Raw genomic sequence first — 19,400 nt, forward strand, 5'->3', positions numbered from 1 at the left:
ACATGGAAAATAAAGAATTATTTTTAAAAATAATTGACAGAGAACTTCCTGCAAAAATTATTTTTGAAGACGAAAAAGTAATTGCATTTCTTGACAAATTCCCCGCTTCCCCAGGTCATTTTCTTGTTGTTCCAAAAAAATATTCACGAAATTTATTTACAATTAGTGACGAGGACTTAGCTTATTTAATGCAAAAGGCAAGACAATTAGCTCTAGAACAAATTAAAGAACTTGGTGCAACTGGCTTTAAATTGTTAGTAAATAATGAAAAAAGCGCTGCACAAACAATTTTTCATACCCACGTTCACATTATTCCATTTTATAAATAGTTTTATAAAAAAACTTAAAACATTTCTTTTTTGCATTAAAAAAAGAAATGTTTGCTAATGTCTATCTAAAAATAAATTCAAAAACTATTTTAGATAAAGTTTTTGAATTTTTTCCACCAAATTATATCTATCAGTTTTTAGGGCAAGACCTGATGTAAGGTGTGAAGTTAGACCATATTGGTCGTAAAAAAGCCTACTTACATCACCATTCACGGTCAGAATTGAACGGTTAATAAAAGCAAGTGATCCATCCGTATTGTAGATTCCGCTGCCTGAAGCTCCTGGACCATTTGTTGCAAAAAAATTAGCTGCAATCATCCGTGGATTCTCAATATCTTGTCGAAAATTTATTCCCTTAAAAATATTTTTAACATTAATATCATTTGGTCAAAAAAGTCCAATTTTCGTTGTAAAATCAAAATCACCATCACCTCAGGTTCGATCTGAAATTTTTAATGGTGGAAATTTGTGAATTTTTTCCCAATATTTTTTAAAATCAGCAAAGCTAGAAATAAAATTATCAAAACTACTTAGCAAATATTTTTCTGAAGATTGAGTAAAAAATGTTGTTTTGTTTTTTTGATAAAATTCAATTAGTGAATCTACATCTTTAATAAATTTTGCATAACTAAAATAAAAAACTGCAACATCAAGATTTTCATTGTCAAAATTGGCAAGTTCAAAATAATTTTTGTACAAATTTGTTGCAAATGCATTTTCTGAAGCTGAATTTAAAAAATTTGCATTTAATTGGTTATTTTTTTTGCTTTTTTCAATTCTTTCCTTAATGAGTCAAGCCTGTAAAAGCGGGCGATTATCTAGTTCTTTAATTTTATAGTCATCATAGTAGCGGAGAAAATATCTCAAACTTGGGTAAAAATTTCCATTTGTTTTTTTATTCATCAATTCCCAAAATGGTAAATTACTTGATCGACCTGGAAAAATTACATGTCTGTTAGTTAAAAATGCTGCTTTTTGGCTGTTTGCATTCAAAAAAACCGCACTTCCTGATGAAAACCTCATATTTCTTGTGTAAATTTCAAAAAATTTTTTATCCTCAATAGGCAAGGAATCATAACCGAACCAACGCAAATTATAGTATCTTGAAAGTGATTGTGGATTGAAATAACTAAAATAATTTGCTTTTGCTTGAATTGAGTCAACCAAATTAGGACGCATTTTATCAAGTAAATAGACTTTAAGTTTATTGTTTTCTTGCCCAAGAAACATTGAATCATTTTCTTTTTTTATCGCCTTTTGTGAGTTGTTTAGGAAAAATTGTTCAATGCCTTTTGAAAAAAATGGCTTTTTTATCACGGGTTTTTCAGCATCAGACAATAATTCTGGCTTGAAATTGAAAAGCGATCGATGATTTACTTTTACAAAATCAAACTCAGTTTTTGTTTCTGAAACTGAGTTTGATTTTGTATTATAATCTAAATTATTTTCTTCGCTTTGAGAATCCTTTTTTGAATCAGGCGCTTTTTCCTGATTTGGTTGTTTTATTTCTTTTTTATTTTCTTCGCTTTGAGAATCCTTTTTTGAATCAGGCGCTTTTTCCTGATTTGGTTTTATGATCGAAGATTCAGATTTTTCAGGTTTTGGTAAATCAGCATTAGAATTTTCAACTTTTTTCTCTGTTTTTTTGTCTTTTTCAATAGTTGTTTTTGAATCTAAGTTGATTTTTGTTGTGCAACTAAGTGACAAAAAAGGGATGAGACCTATTAAAAAAAAGAATTTTTTTATTTTTTTTGTCATTTTTCCATCCAAAAATTAATTATATAATTTTACCAAAATTACAATTAAATATTTGAAATTTTATTTATTTATAATATAATTTAGTAAATTTATGTTTATTAGTATGAAAAGAGGTGTTATGACAATTAAAAAATCCCGAAAATTAGGTTTTTTTGCTGCACTTTCAATGATGGTGGGCTCAGTTGTTGGCATTGGGATTTTCTTTAAAAATGCAACTGTTGGAAGTATCACTAACCATAATGGTTATGCTTGACTTTTTGCTTGAGTTATTGGTGGTTTAATTTCACTTTTTGCAGCAATTAATTTTTCAGAAATTAGCTTTTTAAAACAAACAAGACTAAACGGATTGGCAAATTGAGCCTATCAAGTTGGAGGAAAAAAAGCCGGATATGCGACACTTTTCAATTATACTTTTTATTATCTCGGTCTTTTAAGCCTTATTTTATCGGTTTTTGTTTCTGAAATTATGATTTGGTTTATTGAAATTGCATCAGGAACAAAATTAAATTTGCCATTTTATGTACATTTAATAATCGGGCTTGTTTTTCTTGTTTTTTTTACTGGTTTGAATTTTTATTCAATAAAGGCATCAGGATATTTTGCTCTAATTTCAACAGTTTTAAAATTTATTCCTTTGGTTATTGCACTTTTTGCTGGGATTTTTTTTCCTAAAACTTTTAATGATAATGGAAGCAATGCTTTTATTACTATTTCAACTCCTGAAAAAAATAATGATTTTAGTTTTTCTGGCCTTATTTTAGCACTTCCTGCTGTGCTTTTTGCCTATGATTCTTTTCTTTCCGTTGGTTCTTTACACAACAAAGTTGATAAGGCAAAAAAAAGAGTTCCATTTATTATTACAGTTGGAATGATTTTAATTGCTATTGTTTACACATTGATTGGTTTGTCATCCATTCTACATAATAAGGGCACAATTTCTGATCTAATTAAAGATGTTTTTCCAAAAAAAGCTGCCGATTATGTTAATATTTTTGTCTCATTTTTCCTATTGATTTCTGCCTTTGGTGTATTAAATGCAATAAATGCTCAATTCATTAACCAAATGAAAGATGTTATAAAATTTAACGCAATCTTTGGTTCATTTACATTAAAAAAGAAAATGTGTAAATTAAAAGTCACAATTATTTACACTATTTTAACTTTTCTTTTCTGGGCGCTAATTGTTTTTATACCATCGCTTGCAGTACCTTTGCCCTTGAAAGACAATTCTGGATTCGGTTTTGGGTCAGATGTAATTATAGATTCAATGTCAAATTTTCCTTCATTAATCTTTTTTGCTGTTTATATGATAATTATCATTGTATATTGTAAAAAAAGGAAAGAAATTTCCGACCCTAACAAACAAATTAATAAGTATTTCTATTGAATTTCAACTATATTTTCAATAGCATTAATACTAATTGTGATTTGTGCATTTGTCTATTCAAATCTTGAGAGTGTAATAAATAAACCTTTTGAAAATTCAGAAGCAGGTGTTTTCGCAAGTCATTCATTAATTCTAACTAACATTGGTAGATTATTAATTTTCATTTTCCAAATTGCAGTCTTCTTTAGTTTTCCAATAATTAATCGCTTTTTGATAAAAAAAGTTGATAAAATTGAACTTTATGACAATTTTGAAAAATCCAAAATTGAACAAGTTGAACAAACAAAATAAAAGAGTTTTTTTATTTTCAATTGTAAAAAAAACACCCTACAAAAGTAGGGTGTTTTTTTGCTTAAAAAATGGTTTTACAATTATTCCTCAACACGAGCCTTGAGTAGTGCGTATTCAATCAAAGTTTTTACCATAACTCCGGTTGGCAGATTTTTTACAAGTGCTGTGGATGCAATGTCAAGATGCAAAAAGGGTTTATTCTCAACAAATTCTGAAATAAACATTGCAGCTGATGATGAACCGGCCTTACCTGAAAAATCAGTATTTTTGAGATCTGCAACACGTGAATCACGGATATTTTGTGCAAAATCAGGGTGAAGTGGTAAACGCCAAATTAATTCGCCAGTTTCTTTTGAAGCTTCATTGAAAATTTTTCAAATTTTTTCATCATTTGAAAAAGCGCCTGTAAAAGTGTCACCAAGAGCAACACGAATTGCTCCTGTGAGAGTAGCAACTGAAATTATTTCAGTTGCTTTTTCCTCACGGATTGCATAAGTTATTGCATCAGCAAGAATTAACCGGCCTTCAGCGTCAGTGTTATTGATTTCAACAGTTTTACCATTCATCGATTTCCAAATTGAATCAGGAGTGCTTGAATCACCATTTAAGCGATTGTCAGTTAATGGTAAAACTGCGACAACATTTGTGAGCGGATCAAACTTAGAAAGCGCATCAATTGCAGCTGCACAAATAATCGCACCGGACATATCATATTTCATGTCATTCATGTGCATCCCAGTTTTGATATTGTAACCACCGGAGTCGAAAGTGATTCCTTTTCCCACAAAAGCAGTTTTAAAATGGGAACCAGGTAAACCTTCATAAGAAATCACAACCAATTTTGGTTCATAAGTTGAACCTCGGTTGACTGAAAGCAATAAATTCATTCCTAGTTTACGAATTTCAGTTTCGCCCAAAACTTTTACAGTTAATTTTGGGTTATCAGCAATTTTTCTTTCAATTTCTTTTGCTAAAAACTCAGAATTTGCAATGTTTGGTGGCATATTTTGGTAAAAACGTGCGTAATTAACTGCATTATTAATAATTTGGTGCTTTTCAATCATAGGCTTAAGATCATCTAAATAGTTAGAAACGACTAAAATATCACGAAATTTTGCTCTCTGTTTTACAACATCTGATTTTAAAGAAAAAATATCTGAACGTGCAAAAGCAACCGCTTCAATCAAATAACGAAGAAAGTTTTTAGGAAACTTATCCAAATCAATTTGAATGTCACGCGGATACATAGTTAATTTGGAAGCAATTTTGCGATATCGGTCGCGAGAAATTTCCTTATTACTCGATCCCAAATTAATGTAAGCCTTTTGCTGTTCTAAATATTCAGTAATCGCTAAATCAGTTTCGATTAACATTGGAATTTGGGAATCGGAAAAAACAGGTGAAATCGTGATTTTATTAGATTCAAACTTGTTAGAGTACTTGATGAAAATTTCGGAAAAATTTTTCATATTTAGATGTTCCTCACTTTGAACCAAAGATAATTTGTATATGAATTATTGTAACATATTTTTTTCAAAAAAAATAGTTTTTTTTAATAACAAAAAATCTAGAAGTTCTATTTAATATAAGTTGCCTCAAGATAATTAATTTTAAAGCCTTTTTGAGTTCATTTTATTTCATATCCAGTTTGCACATTCGAATTTGCTAAATGTGACTTGGCTAGATTATCAGTTTTGTAAATAATTTTTCAACCGTTTTCGATTAATGATTCCTCAGAAAAAGCAAAAAATTTATTATTATCAGTTTTTAATTTCAAAATTCCATTTTTTGACAGTAATTTTGAATAGATATCAAGGAAAAATTTGTATGTCAATCGGCGTTTAAAATGACGATTTTTTGGCCATGGATCTGGAAAAGTTAACCAAATTTCATCAGTTTTTCCATTAACTACAGTTGGCAAGATCTTTGCATCTGCAATCAAGATAAAAAAATTTTTTAAATCGTTTTGCTGCGCAAATTTTAATGATTTCACAGCAGCAGAAGAAAATTTTTCAATTCCCAAAAAGATTTTATTAGGATTCTGCAAAGCTAATTTTGTTAACATCTCACCTTTTCCCATGCCAATTTCAATAACTCAGGATTTGTTTATCAAAATTGGTGTATTTGCAAGAAAATTTGATGCCTGAATTTTTTCAAGGGAATTAGGAATATTTCTTAGGCGCATTTTGCAATAATTTAGAAAAAATTAACTGTGCAAACCAAAATTATGTTGACCACGAATTTCGATGTGCTCATCTACAATTCCACTTTCAATTTCTTCGAGAGTAAAGGTGGTGTGGTGAATATGTTGTAATTTTTCAAACGGAATTTCTACTTGTTGAGCAATATGTAATTGACTAGTTTGTACTTGTTGAGCGTTAATCATTTCAATTTGACGAGCAATCTCAACATTCTCTTCAATATTAACAATTGGTGAATTTGAAGAGAAATCTTCCGAAGACATTTTGTCAAATTCTTCAATTGATTGCTCAACAGCCGGAACAACTGAACTAATTGTTTCAGAGAAATAAAGCGGATTTTCAACTAATTCTTCCTCATTAAGGTCAGAAGTGTAAATTGATTCTTGATAAATTGATGCATGTGATGCTTGTTGGGTAGCTTGCCCGTGAACATCTTCAGTAACAACAGCTTCAGGCGGTGAATAAATATTAACAGCTTCAGGTTCATTTAGATCAGAAGTTTCGATTACTGAAGTTTCGAAAACATTACTGCTAACATCAGTAGTTTCTGTGTTTTGGTCAATTAAAACAATTCCTTCAGATTGATCAGGTTGGTTTTTGAGTAGAATTTCTGCTTGGCGATACTCAAATTCTTCCTCTAAACTAGGGTTTGCTTCAACATCAGTCCCTCAATGCTGAATTTTAACACCGTTACCATCACGAATGTCAGCTGTGAAAACCATTACTAAAGTAACAATATTTCAAATTAATGACAAACTAAGGATTACACCTCCCGCAATTGTCAAAATTGTCATGTTATTGAAAATTTTGTCTTGAATTGGTGAATTCACTAACATTAGTTGTGAGATCATAATAAAGAGAATTCCAGTTATTGTGAAGGTAAATCTAACCACTGCGAGACCAAAACGGCCTAAGCACCAAAATCCATATCCGAACAAACCAAAAAACAGCTCGTTAAAAAAAACGTCGCTTTGAAGTAAACTATCTGACCTTTTCTTATTTAAATTTGCCATGATTTTTCCTTTCCATATGTAAACAAGCATGCAGTTTTCCTAAATTTTTCAAATCTTGCAAGAAATTACAAAACTAATTTACGCATATAGATTAGAATTATACAATAAAACAAAAAAATTCAACAAATAAAAAAGTATTTTTTATTAGAAAGGGAAATCCTGAATTTACACTTGCCTTAGTGAGGGTTTTTTAGGCAAAAACTGCGCTTGAAAGTAGATTTTATGCAAAAATTATGGAAAAAGATTTTTTGAATTCCACTTGAAACAAAAGTTGCCTTATAATATAAAAAAGAGAATCTTTATAATTTTAATCAGAAATGCAAACTTTTTAGCCAGAAATAGCAAAAGTTACTGAATTTTAAGGAAAATTATGCTAATTGGATTTATCGGTATCACTGAAACAACAACAAATTTAATTTACATGTTAATTCAAAACAAGGTCAACGCTGATTTTTTAATCATCGACCACAATTTTGCAAAAGCAAAAACAATAATTGACGAGTTCAATTTACTAATTAATCACAAAAAGTGCCAAAATAAAATTAAATTTGCTGATTTTTCTTCACTAAAGATGGCCAATATTTTAATAATTGAATCTGACCAAAATTTAGTTCCAGGAATGAGTCTCAATGATCTAGCGTTGGAGACCGCGGAGTGAATTTACAAAATTAGTTACCAGGTTCTTCATGCAAGTTTTAATGGAATCACTTTCATTTTAGGACATAATAGCGGTATTTTGTGCAAAATTTTCAGCGCCGCAACTGGTCTTATCGGCAAAAAAGTCTTTGGAATTGGTTCTAATTTGGAAAATATTGAGCTGAATTTAGCTCTTGAAAAGGTCGAACAAGCCACAAAAGGTCAAGTTTTTGCCCTCGGCGACTATTCTCAAGCTTTTTTTGTCGGCAAAAATCTGCGAAAAAATGGTTTTTCTGATTCTAAAATTGATAAATTTGAGGCAATTTTGGAAAAAATTAATAGCGAGAATTTGCAAAATTTTCTTCACAAAAGCAGAAAAAATTTGTTTTCAGCATTAATTATTGCCGAAATTTTAATAGCAATAATTACCGAAGATGAAAAATTTTTTCTTCTTAATTGCTGAGTTGAATCCTTTTATAGTATCAAAAATGATTTTTTCTCGCTGCCAGTTAAAATTGACAAAACTGGGCAGGTTGAGCTTAAAAATCTTGAACTTGACCAAATTGATGAGCAAAAATTGAATAGATTTGTTTGGCAAAAAAATGATTTGCTTGATTTAATTAGTAAATATCTAAGAAAATAATCAATTTTTTCTTTTTTCGCAGTAAAATAAATTATAATTTAATGGAAAAGCCAAAAATTGAAAAAGGAAGGGGGCAAAAATGCCAAAATTAGTTTCTCACAAATTTAAGGGAATTGGCGCTTCAAGTGGTATTGCTATTGCTAAAGTTTTCAAGTTAGTTGAGCAAAAAATTGAAATTAGTGATACAAAAATTAGTAACATTGACGCTGAAATTGCAATTCTTCGCAACGGAATTGCCAAATCAGTTACCCAAATCGAGAAAATCAAAAAGTTAGCAACAAAATTATCAAGTGATGAATTAGAAATTCTTGATGCACATATTTCAATTGCAACTGACCCTGTTTTGGAGGAGGATGCAATTGAATTAATAAAACAAGGTTTCAGCGCTGCTTATTCTTTAAAAGAAACTGCTAAAAATCACAGTAATGTTTTGCTTGAAACAGGTGATGAATATTTAATGGCAAGATGCGCTGATATTAAAGATGCATCCCAAAGAATTATTAAAAACATTTTGAATCTCAATATTGTTGATCTTACAACAATTGATTCAGATGTGATAATTGTTGCTGATGATTTAAAACCCTCTGATACTGCGCAGTTAAACCATTTTGTTAAGGGTTTTGCTACCAATATTGGTTCAAAAACTTCTCATTCAGCAATTATGGCTCGCAGCCTAGAAATTCCAGCAGTTTTAGGAATTGGTGATATTCTTGAAAAAGTAGAAACAGGTGATATTTTGGCGATCAATGGTGACTCTGGCGAGGGGATTATCAATCCAAGCCAAGTAGAAATTGCTGATTTTCAAAGTCAAAAGGAAAAATTTGTCCTTGAACAACAAAAATTACAAGCTTTTTTAACCAAAGAGTCAATCACAGCTGATAACAAAAAAGTCGTAATTGCTGCCAATATTGGTTCAGTCGATGATTCTCATGCTGCTAAAAAAGTAAATGCTGATGAAATCGGTCTTTTTCGCAGTGAATTTTTGTACATGGACAACCAAAACTGGCCAAGTGAAGAAGAGCAATTTCAGAGTTACAAGGCAGTTCTTGAGAATCAAAAACCCAAAAAAGTAGTTGTGCGTACTTTGGATATCGGCGGCGATAAAACATTAAGCTATTATAATTTCGCAAAGGAAATGAACCCCTTTTTGGGTTATCGCGCAATTAGACTTTCACTTGATAAAGTGGAAATTTTTAAAACCCAACTAAGAGCGCTTGTACGCGCTTCTGAGTTCGGGAATTTAGCAATTATGTTTCCTATGGTAGCAACTTTAGATGAATTTTTTGCTGCAAAGAAAATTTTTGAAGAAGTTTATCAAGAAATCGCAGCAAAAAATACAAAAATTGCAAAGCGGAATGAAATTAAGATTGGTATAATGATCGAAATTCCAGTTGCAGCTGTTATGTCTGAACAATTTGCAAGACATGTTGACTTTTTTTCAATTGGCACTAATGATTTAATTCAGTATTCATTTGCTGCTGACAGAATGAACGAAAGAGTTTCCTATCTTTACCAAACACTCAATCCTGGTTTGTTAAAATTGATTAAAATGACAATTGATTCAGCCCACAAACACAAAAAATGAGTAGGAATGTGTGGTGAAATGGCTGGTGACGTGAACGCAATTCCGTTGTTACTTGGACTTGGTTTAGATGAATTTTCTGTTTCTGCTAGCAGTATTTTGAAGGTAAAGAAGATGATTTCTGAACTTGAATTCAATAAAATGGAAAAAATTGCTAACAAAGTGCTTGAATTTGAAAGTGAAGACGAGGTTGTCAAATACCTCGAATCACTAGATTTAATTAGACATAATTAATTTTTTTTTTTTTTTTGAAAAATGTTATAACTTGTATTGCATAATTAATTATATTTTACTCTAATAAGAAATTGTTGCACAAAAATAAGGCCGTGTTATTTGTTTTTTTATGATATGTGCCGAATTTCCCGCCTTTGGCGGGTTTTTTATTTTTTTAAAATTCTTTTTTTAAATTTTAAAAAAATAAAAAATAATTACTAAATCAGCTGCTAAAATCAAAATGGTAAACTTTGAGTTTGAACCAAAATCACCAAAACTTTTATAAATCAATATTTTGAATTAAAAAATAGTTAAAAATCTAATAAAATTAAAACAAACCAATTTGCTTTTTAATAGCTTAATTTTAAATTCATCAAGTAAGAAAATTAGCCTTGATTTTAATTAAAATCAAGGCTAATTTTACAAATGGTGATAAACATATGGCTGCCCCAGTTAGATTCGAACTAACGCATGACGGTACCAAAAACCGTTGCCTTACCGCTTGGCTATGGGGCAAAAATGGTGGGGGGTGAGGGATTCGAACCCCCGAATCCGAAGAAAGTGGGTTACAGCCACCCGCATTTGGCCGCTCTGCAAACCCCCCATGAAACCAAATATATTTTACCATAATTTTTCAAAAAAAGTAAGATTTTTTTTTTTTTTGCTTCAAAGAGATGGCTTGTAAAATTTACTAATTGTTTTTTATTTAATTTAGAATTTTTAAACTGTGATTTCAAGGATAAATAATCAATCTTTACAATAATAAAAACGCACAAATCATTTATAAATAAGTGATTTGTGCTTTAATAGTTACTAAAACAATAATCATATGTGCAGAATTAAAATAAATTCCTAACAAAATAATTGATAAATTAGTTAAAATCAAAGACTACTATGAATTGATACTAATTTAGTATCATTTTCAGATACATTAAGACATGTTTGTTAAAATGATATAATGCATTAAAGGTTTTAAAAAACACAAAATCATAAAAAAAACAGAGTTGCAGAAAATGATAATAAGTAAAAATAAGTGCAAGTCTTTTGAAATTCAAGATTTGCTATTCTCCCGCCAGTAAAATGATCGACACCTAATCAAATTAAAAATAAAATATATAAAATGAATAAAAAGCAAAATTTTCCAATGTTTTTGATTAATTTTTAATGTATGATATTCGCTATTAAATAAAAAATTTGCAAAACTATTTGTGCATAATATTTAAAAAAATTCTACCAACAAAGATTAAAGCAACTTTACTATCAAATATTGTGAGAATATTGGTTACTATTTTATTAGGGTCATTTCGATCATTTTTAGTTACGCCAGTCCTAGAATAAGTTTTTTCTGTTAAAATAAACCTATAATACTTATCGTAATCGAAGTGAGTTAGGAAATCAAATTTATTTTCAATATTTAGCTGACCGAGATTTTGCTTAACTTTTTTTGTTAAATAAAGTTGAAAAATTTTCTGTAAAAATGTACAAAAATACGAATAAGAAAAATAAAAAATTAAATAAGTAGATATTTCAAAAGGAAGCATAATAAAATAACTATTAAAAATTTTAAAATATGGGAATCTTAAAAAATCAACATTAGTGCTTAAAGTTAATAGTGAAACAAATGCAAAAAAGCAATATAAATGTTGTTGTAATAGTGGTTATACCAAAAATAATTTAAAAAATTTTGTTAATACTTTTATTTAACAATTATGATAGTACATCTTCATGTTAAATTTATAATAGCAAAATCAACTTATTTATTTGTAGATAATTTGTTTAAATCAGTTAATGTTGTATTTTCGTTTATTCTGGTAATAAATTTAAATCTAAAAATTTTATGTTATAAATCTACAATAATTTTTTTAGTATCTTATTGTTCTGGAAGTTCAGGTGGTTGAAATGGTCCTAACATTTCATAATAGTTAATTGGATCATAAAGAATCGGAGATCCTGATTCATTTGACATTGAAACAATTCAAGAAGATTTGTCAGGTTGATTGGAAAAATTATCTATTCTTTGTTCTTGATGATAATAATCTCAACTATGTTGCGCTTTTTGCACAGTAGGATATTTATTATTTGTCTCTTTATTATCAATGTAAATAACATTTCACCTATGACCACTATATGTTGTTCCATAAGTTCCTTTTAAACCAGTTTCAATTACTCATTTACTGGTATTTCTATTTTGAAGTACTGGGTTTTTCCTATTTAGAAAAAAAACACTATTTAGTACACTATCATTTGTTGTTCATTCTGCATAAGAAGGAGCTGACCAAAATACTTTTGAGACATTTTTTTCAAATTTAATAATACGGGGGATCAGTTGTTTTTCGCCTGATCTGAGAAAGTTTTGATATTTTGATCCTTCCCAAACAATAGAATCTGCATCATGCGGATTTTCTGATCGTGAATAAGGCATAATAAAGCCAGGGGTTCCATAAGGTGATTTGGCAACAAAAGAATAAAGATTTTCATTTGAATCCTGTGATTTTGTTTTAAATTGCAAGGAAATTGGCAAATGAATAATTTTCCCTGCTGGGTACCAAAGTTTTTCATTACTTTCAAGCGAACTTGGCACACGAAAACTTTCCGTATTTGAATTAATTCTTCAATAAAGAGTTAAGTATTTAATACTCTTTTCAAGATTAGTTTTTGTTCTAACTGCAACTGGTGGGCCTGGAATTTTTACAGTTTGTAATGCTTGCAATCATCCATTACCATTATTAACTTGATTATCAGGTTTATCCAATCTTCTATCTTTTTCACTTTTATCCTCCCCGTTATTAACAATTACTTTTAGCCAATCTTGTTCCTTATAAGGGGTTAAGTGTGGAAATTCACCAAAAGGATTATATTCTTTTCCAGTTGGTTGAATCAACCCGTTTGGATCATAAATTGCATAAGTAAATCCCATAAGTCCTGGGTTCATATAATCAACATTTATTGGCGTTACAATTGCGGCTTGACTTGTTAATCTAAATGTAATTGATTGTTGTTGTTGTTGTTGTTGTGAACCTGATTGTGAAGTTGAGCATTCTTTTGTTGGATCAAGATGGTAATTATTTACATTTTTAATTGTTATTTTAACTTGTGCCCCAATTATGGATTTTAAATTTGTGGGTTGTATTTTTAAACTTGCTGTTACAGTTTCAGGATCCCATTTTAAATCAGAAATGGTAAGATAGCGCTTGAATTTAGTGATTTCACGTTCAACTCGCAAAGGTGAATAACCCTGAGTAGCTTCACTTTGAAAATCTGTAGTATTATTACTAATAATACTACTACTACTATAGCTATGATGAGGAATTAATTCTAATTTCAGGTTATTTTTTAACCAGTCAATATTAATTGCTGTTGCTGCTTCCTTGTTGAATTTAATGTAAATTTGTTCACCTTCATAATAATCATATCTGATTGGATGTGACCATCCACTTTCAAGTTTTACTGGAATGTTCAAAGGAGCAAAATAGATTTTATCAGGACTACTTTTATTAATAGGTAATCCTTCAACATCTTTAAGAAATTTAAGTAATTCTTCAGTTGGTTTAAGACCACTTATTTTATGATTTTCTTTAACTGCACTATCAAGAGGCTCAGCACTAGTTACTTCATAAATAGCACCCGGATCAAGATTTGAAATATTAAAAGTTAATTTTTTGGTTTTTGTATTTATTAAAACAGGAAGTGAAGTATTTTCAATACTTTCAGCAAAAACAGTTGGAAAAATCTTTTTATATTTTAGTACAAAAGGAACATCAGCAATTGAACTAGCTTGCTTTTCATCTTTTAATTCAATTTCAATATTTACACTTGAAGTAGAAAGGGGTTTTAATGTTACGGGGTTAGCAGTAGCAAGGCTTAAATTCTTTGCTGTTGTCCGAAACTTACGCAAAAACTGTTTTGCCCCTGATTGAATTTCTGGGACAAATTCTACTGTAAGATCTTGTAAAGGAGCGTTTTGTTGACTTTGATTGCCACCACCCGAAGATGATGAGGATTTTTCAATTTTCAAAGTTAAATCTTTGTATTCAGTGTATTGCTCAAGACCACTAAATTTAAATTCAAGGCAACTTTGACTTGAACCTGTGCATTGATTTGATTTTTTTTGACCATTATTTGGTTGTTGTTGTTGTTTAGTTGCAGTGAATTTAGGTGTTAAACCTGCATCATTCAGGTCTTTTGTCCATCCTTCTAGTTTGATTGTTGCTGAATCATCATCAATTTGTTTTGCTTCAATATTACTAATAAGTGGCTGTGTAATAAAATCAAGGGTGACAGAACTAGAACTAGTAGAACGTTTTTTGCGGAGTTTAGCAGCAGTTTTCCATCCAGAAGTCAGATTAGGATTTTTTACTTTTGATTTTTCATCAATTTTTAGATCAACAGTTTTGGAAGTCAGCGCTTTAATTGTGTATTTTCGCCCTGGTTCAAGAACATTATTAAATCTAAAAGTAGCTTCAAGTTGCTCTTGTTGCTGCTGAGCACCTCTCCCTCTTCCATCTCCAGATTGGGTCGAAGTTCTAATAGTTGTTGTTGAACCAATCGATTGAGATTGGTCAGTTTTTTCAAGATAAAGGGTAACAAGATCATCTTTTAGGAAAGCATCATCTTTGTCAAATACTAATTTAATTTCAGCAGAATCAGTTGTCACATTGGATATTTGCGTTTCAACTAATTTTGCATTTTCAGCTTTTGAATAAAATTTTCGTTGAAGTGCATTTTCATTTTTAATTGGGGTGTCAAATTCGATTTTTTGTTGCGACTGTTTGTTTTTAATTTCTTCAATTATATATTGCTTTGCTTTTTTAAGATCTTTATTTACTGAAAATTTAACAGTTGAAACGCCTTGTGAAGCTGCTGTTAGTTGGGCTTCAGCTTTTACATTTTTTGAACTACTCCAGCTTGAAGGTATATATTTGTTTCCAAAAGTTTCATTAAGTTTAGCTTTTAGCTCTATTTGCTGATTATTTAGTTCACCATTATTATTGTAAAATTCAACAGTAACATCGGTTTGACCTTCTGAAACTGCTTCATACTGAATTGCTTTGACAGCATTTGCTGTTTTTAATTCAATAGTACTATTATCTCTTGGAGGTGTGACTGTTAATCTTTGTGGCAAACGCACAGCAAAATTATTTTGATCACTTTCTTTAAACAAGACGACGATGAAAATGCTGATGGAAAATCAGCAACTTTAGAATTTAATTTTAATAATAAATTTTTACAAATTCCTTCTAGTTATGCAACTATTACTATTGCCCCTGCTGAAAGTTCTTCAACACAATCACAACAAAAAGAAGTTACTTTTATATCAGAAAATCCGTATGATTCAAGTAATGGAAAAATTACTTTTAAATTAAATAATTTGGATAGATTTCACACCTATAAAATCACCAATTTTGAAATTGGTGGTGAAAAAATTGATCCTTTTGTTGCTGCTTCTGCTGGAACAGCTAATGTAAATTTCACGCCTGTAGCGCAAAAAATTTATCTGTCTGACTTAGAAGTTGAAAATCTAAGAACGGGTGATATACAAACTTCGTCTGGTCGCGGAAAACAAGAAACAATTTCTGAAGATGGTTCAAGAGTTTTTGGTAAAATCAAATTTTATTTTGACAAGGATGATTCTTGATTAAATAAATCTAAATTTGAAATTAAAATTAAGGATAAAAATAAAGGGACTAACATAACAACAATTACAAATGCAGCAGTTAGAGAAGATAACACAAAACCGGCAACACCTTATAAGGTTGAAATTAATTTAAAAAATCAAAATCAAATCCAACCTGGAAGCAAAATTGCTTTTGAATTTAAAATAAAAGAAGTTGATCAAGTAACCAATCTTAAAGGCAAATCACCTGAAGACATTAAAATCGAAGTGCCCGAAAGACAATATAATTTGGATTATGCGCCCAAATTAGAAACAGATGTTGTGATTCCCCCAGTAATTGAATCAGTAATTGTAAATAATTTAACTGATACTTCAGCTAAATTAAAAATCAAAATAAAAGGTGATTCTAGAAATTTTGATAAAATAGTTAAAAATCCCATTGTTTTATCAATCCAACCAGATCCAAAAAAACAAACACAAAACAAAATCCCTATTAGTTTAGTAACAACTTCATATGTTACAAGGTTAGAAGAAAAAAATAAGTCAAAATTTGAAATTGAATATGATCTTAAAGATCTTATTCCCAATGTTGAATATAAAATCCTTAAATTACAGGGTCAAGATCTTGAAATCCCGTTTGGTGAAAAACAATATAAATTAAAATTAGCGCAAAGTAGTGGCACTTCACAAACAAATGCAAGTGCAACCGAAAAAACATTTAAAACCACGTTTTCTGTACTTTCGCCCGAAAGTATAATTTTGACTCAAAAACAAAGAACTCCTTCAGGTGGTCAATCTGGTTCAGAATATCTGCCTGAAACTCTGGATTTAAATCTTGATCCTGTTTCAATGTGAAGTTTGGATAAGAAAAAAATAATGGTCAAATTTAAACCTGTTGGTCCAGATGGAAAAGATCTAACATCTGGTGATAATAATAAAGAAAGAAATTATGAATTTAATGTTAAATATGATAAAGTTAAAAAATCACTTGTTGCTAGTTTAAAAGCAAAACCGGTAACTGATTCAAATTCTGATTTTAATCTTTATCCTTCAACCACTTATAAAATTACACAAATTAGCTCAAGAACTGATGGAATTACACTTAATCTTGATCAGGGAGCAACAAATAAAAAAGATGATCAATTAAAATTTACAACCCAGTTGGCCCAACCGCCATTAAAAGAAGTAAAAATTTCTAATTTTTACAATAAACAAGGGCTAGATGACACTTTTGAACAACATATTTACTTTGCCTTTGATGATCCCTATCGAGCAATTGATGAATCATCAATTAAAGATTGAAAATTAATTCTTGAAGGAACAACTGATAAAAACAAGAATAATGATGCAACTGATGCTTCTTCATGGGAACAAGTAGCCAAATATGAACCTGAAAGTGCTAGTTCAAACGGCGTTGTTTTGTTTAACCCACGGGAATTAGATGCTCCAGAATTTCAATATAATGAAGATCCTGAATTGCAAAGAATTCTAGTATATAGAGAAAAGATAGAAGAACAAATTAAAATAATTGATGGTGAAATCGATAACTTTTCTATCCGTGATGCTGAGCGAATAAGTTTAATAAAAAAACTTGCCAATTCTAATTATAGAACACAGTTTGAGCAACAACTAAGATCAGAGAGTAGTAAAATCAAGCAAGCAATTGAGGAAAGAAAACAAAAGCTTGAGGCAAGACAAGAAGAACTTGAAAAAATAAAAGCGTATTTTGATTTTAAAAATCAGGAAAATCAATCTAGTACCAATGCTGTTTCTATTAGGAGACAACATCCTTATAGACGTTATTTTGCCTTCACTCTAAAAGGTGATGCATCTTGATTAAAATACTATAAAATGAGAGTTGCAATTCAATATAAATATTTTAAAGATAATAATAATCGAAGTCAATCTCAATTTGCAAAATTAATCACCAAATTAGATACAAATCAAACAGATAATAGAAATGAAAAAGAAGAAGCATATCAAAATTCAACTTCAAATCAAAGAAACAAGGTTTCTGGTATTGAAACATTAGAATTAACTGATTTTGCCAAGTATACCAACCGAATTTTATTGAAAAAATCTGAAATTAAGCCTTTAAACCAAATTGGCGCTTATATTGAAATGGAATTTGAGGATCCAAAAGGGTTGTTGAATGTTTTAAAAAACAGATTTGAAAATGCTAAAACAAGCGGAAAAGATGACCTTACTAGTTGAATAGAGTTATCATCAAAAATCTTTTTTGACAGCCAAGCAGACATAATTAAAAACCCAAGTGAATCACCAACAAAAATTAATAAATATAAAGTTGATTCATCAAATGACACCGATGGTTATTTTAATTCAGTTCCAAAAAACCAGTGAACAGCTAGCAATTCTTCCCATTATAACCTTGATTTTGATGTTAGAGGGTATGAATATGATCTTAAAAATCCATTTGGACAGCTCATAAATGACCCTAATAAAACTTATGTGGATCTAATTGGTGAAATTCCAAAATCATTAGAACCAAAAACTCAATTGAAGATAAATGAATCAAATGATAAATTTTACACTTTAAGACTTGCAAAGGTTGATGTAAATTCTAGTTCGAAAACAGTAAAAATTGGCTTAATTATTACTTATTATTGGAGAACCCCTGATTCATTTTCATCAAAAATAATTAATATTTTTCCTAAATTTTTAAGTGGCGCTATTCAAAATGGAAGCCAAAATAATGATATCTTTCAACCGCTTATTCCTTCTTTATCAAAAAATATTAATTTAACATTTATGACTTCGCCAATTATTAAAAAAGAAGACCCTTATTGAGGTAATTTCTGGGCAAATCCTAGTGGAAATGTTTGACATGGTTCTGAAATTAGACAATATGATAAAAGAACGCAGCCAAATTTAGTTGTTGACGCCTTTGGAAGATCGTTATTTGAAAAAATTAATCATAATTTTAATAATGGAAGAGACAGTATTAATTATTCTAAAACTTTCTTTATTGGACCTACAGGACCAATAAAGACCCTAAGTGATCAGCAAAACCCTGTTAAAGCAGAAAATAATATTGCCGAACAAGTTTATGGTACAGCTTATGCAAATAGAACAATAAGTAATTTTCTTGATGATTTATTTGGAAAACAAACACGTGTTCCATTTGGCATAAAAGATGTAGAATACCAACCTAATGAAAAATTACTTAAAATTCAATTTAATAATTCTAGTAATTCAATTAAAAAGGGTGTCAAAATCCAAGAAATTATGCCAACAGTTTCGTATGCAACATTTATTGACCAAACTGGAAAAATTTATTTATTTGGTAATAAAAATGGTAATCCAATTAAATTACAAGATGATATTAATGTCGATGATCAAACACTTTGAATCAATTTAGCGCCATTAAATTGGTCAGAAAATGAACTACCAAAACCTGGTACAAATCTAAATTTTATGGGTCTACTTGTTTTCCCATATTTACCGCCAGACTTTACAAAAAATAATTTTTTAAAAGTTTTTGTAGGCAACAACAAATATGTTGAAAATGAACAATATGAACAATATTATTCAGATGGACAAACTAAAAGATACCTTTTTCCTGTGAAAGGTTATAATGGTTTACAAGTTGATGCTGATAATCCATACTTTGTTCCATGAGTTTCAAATAAAAATGCATGATTCAGACTTACATATTAATAATTGAATAAAAAATTAATTGCTCTTAAATATCAAAATAACTTTCTTAGTTAAA

Annotated in this window: 10 protein-coding genes and 2 tRNA genes; 5 read left to right on the top strand and 7 right to left on the bottom strand. The window is 29.8% G+C overall.

Features of this window, described 5'->3' with window-relative positions; translation table 4 throughout:
* Positions 1-2: 2 nt before the first annotated feature.
* A complete protein-coding gene (gene hinT / locus IM807_RS01110; protein ID WP_196362744.1) occupies positions 3-329 on the top strand; it encodes a histidine triad protein HinT in 327 nt (108 codons plus the stop codon).
* 84 nt (positions 330-413) lie between these two features.
* On the opposite strand, the gene IM807_RS01115 is transcribed toward hinT, so the two are convergent.
* Complete coding sequence (locus tag IM807_RS01115; protein ID WP_196362745.1) at positions 414-2,087, bottom strand: Mhp366/Mhp367 family surface (lipo)protein; 1,674 nt, start codon at positions 2,085-2,087, stop codon at positions 414-416.
* 118 nt (positions 2,088-2,205) lie between these two features.
* On the opposite strand from IM807_RS01115, the gene IM807_RS01120 reads away from it, so the two are divergent.
* Positions 2,206-3,765 carry an APC family permease gene (locus IM807_RS01120; RefSeq protein WP_196362746.1) on the top strand — a complete coding sequence of 520 codons (1,560 nt, stop codon included), beginning with the start codon at positions 2,206-2,208 and terminating at the stop codon, positions 3,763-3,765.
* Positions 3,766-3,845: 80 nt separating this feature from the next.
* Here IM807_RS01120 and IM807_RS01125 read toward each other — a convergent pair whose 3' ends face one another.
* From IM807_RS01125 to IM807_RS01135, 3 genes are all read right to left on the bottom strand, one after another.
* Positions 3,846-5,234: a M17 family metallopeptidase gene (locus IM807_RS01125; RefSeq protein ID WP_196362747.1), complete on the bottom strand. Its 1,389-nt coding sequence runs from the start codon at positions 5,232-5,234 to the stop codon at positions 3,846-3,848.
* A gap of 107 nt (positions 5,235-5,341) precedes the next feature.
* Positions 5,342-5,950, bottom strand: coding sequence for a tRNA (guanosine(46)-N7)-methyltransferase TrmB (trmB, locus tag IM807_RS01130; protein WP_196362748.1), 609 nt, complete (start codon positions 5,948-5,950; stop codon positions 5,342-5,344).
* 21 nt (positions 5,951-5,971) lie between these two features.
* Complete coding sequence (locus IM807_RS01135) at positions 5,972-6,979, bottom strand: hypothetical protein (RefSeq protein ID WP_196362749.1); 1,008 nt, start codon at positions 6,977-6,979, stop codon at positions 5,972-5,974.
* 370 nt (positions 6,980-7,349) lie between these two features.
* Between IM807_RS01135 and IM807_RS01140 the strand changes: the two genes are divergently transcribed.
* The gene (locus IM807_RS01140) at positions 7,350-8,258 is read left to right on the top strand and encodes a lactate dehydrogenase (RefSeq protein ID WP_196362750.1); all 909 of its coding nucleotides are present in this window, start codon (positions 7,350-7,352) and stop codon (positions 8,256-8,258) included.
* 79 nt (positions 8,259-8,337) lie between these two features.
* A complete protein-coding gene (gene ptsP / locus IM807_RS01145; protein WP_196362751.1) occupies positions 8,338-10,074 on the top strand; it encodes a phosphoenolpyruvate--protein phosphotransferase in 1,737 nt (578 codons plus the stop codon).
* 420 nt (positions 10,075-10,494) lie between these two features.
* On the opposite strand, the gene IM807_RS01150 is transcribed toward ptsP, so the two are convergent.
* The 3 genes from IM807_RS01150 to IM807_RS01160 form a co-directional block, all read right to left on the bottom strand.
* A tRNA-Gln gene (locus IM807_RS01150) sits at positions 10,495-10,569 on the bottom strand.
* Positions 10,570-10,573: 4 nt separating this feature from the next.
* Positions 10,574-10,657, bottom strand: a tRNA-Tyr gene (locus IM807_RS01155).
* A gap of 1,266 nt (positions 10,658-11,923) precedes the next feature.
* Positions 11,924-15,214: a hypothetical protein gene (locus IM807_RS01160; protein WP_196362752.1), complete on the bottom strand. Its 3,291-nt coding sequence runs from the start codon at positions 15,212-15,214 to the stop codon at positions 11,924-11,926.
* On the opposite strand from IM807_RS01160, the gene IM807_RS01165 reads away from it, so the two are divergent.
* Positions 15,167-19,345, top strand: a complete 4,179-nt coding sequence (locus IM807_RS01165) for a hypothetical protein (protein WP_196362753.1) — start codon at positions 15,167-15,169, stop codon at positions 19,343-19,345. The two genes, IM807_RS01160 and IM807_RS01165, sit on opposite strands and share 48 nt — an antisense overlap.
* The last annotated feature ends 55 nt before the right edge of the window (positions 19,346-19,400 follow it).

This window comes from Mycoplasma sp. 'Moose RK', assembly GCF_015708155.1.
Taxonomy (GTDB): domain Bacteria; phylum Bacillota_I; class Bacilli_A; order Mycoplasmatales; family Metamycoplasmataceae; genus Mesomycoplasma.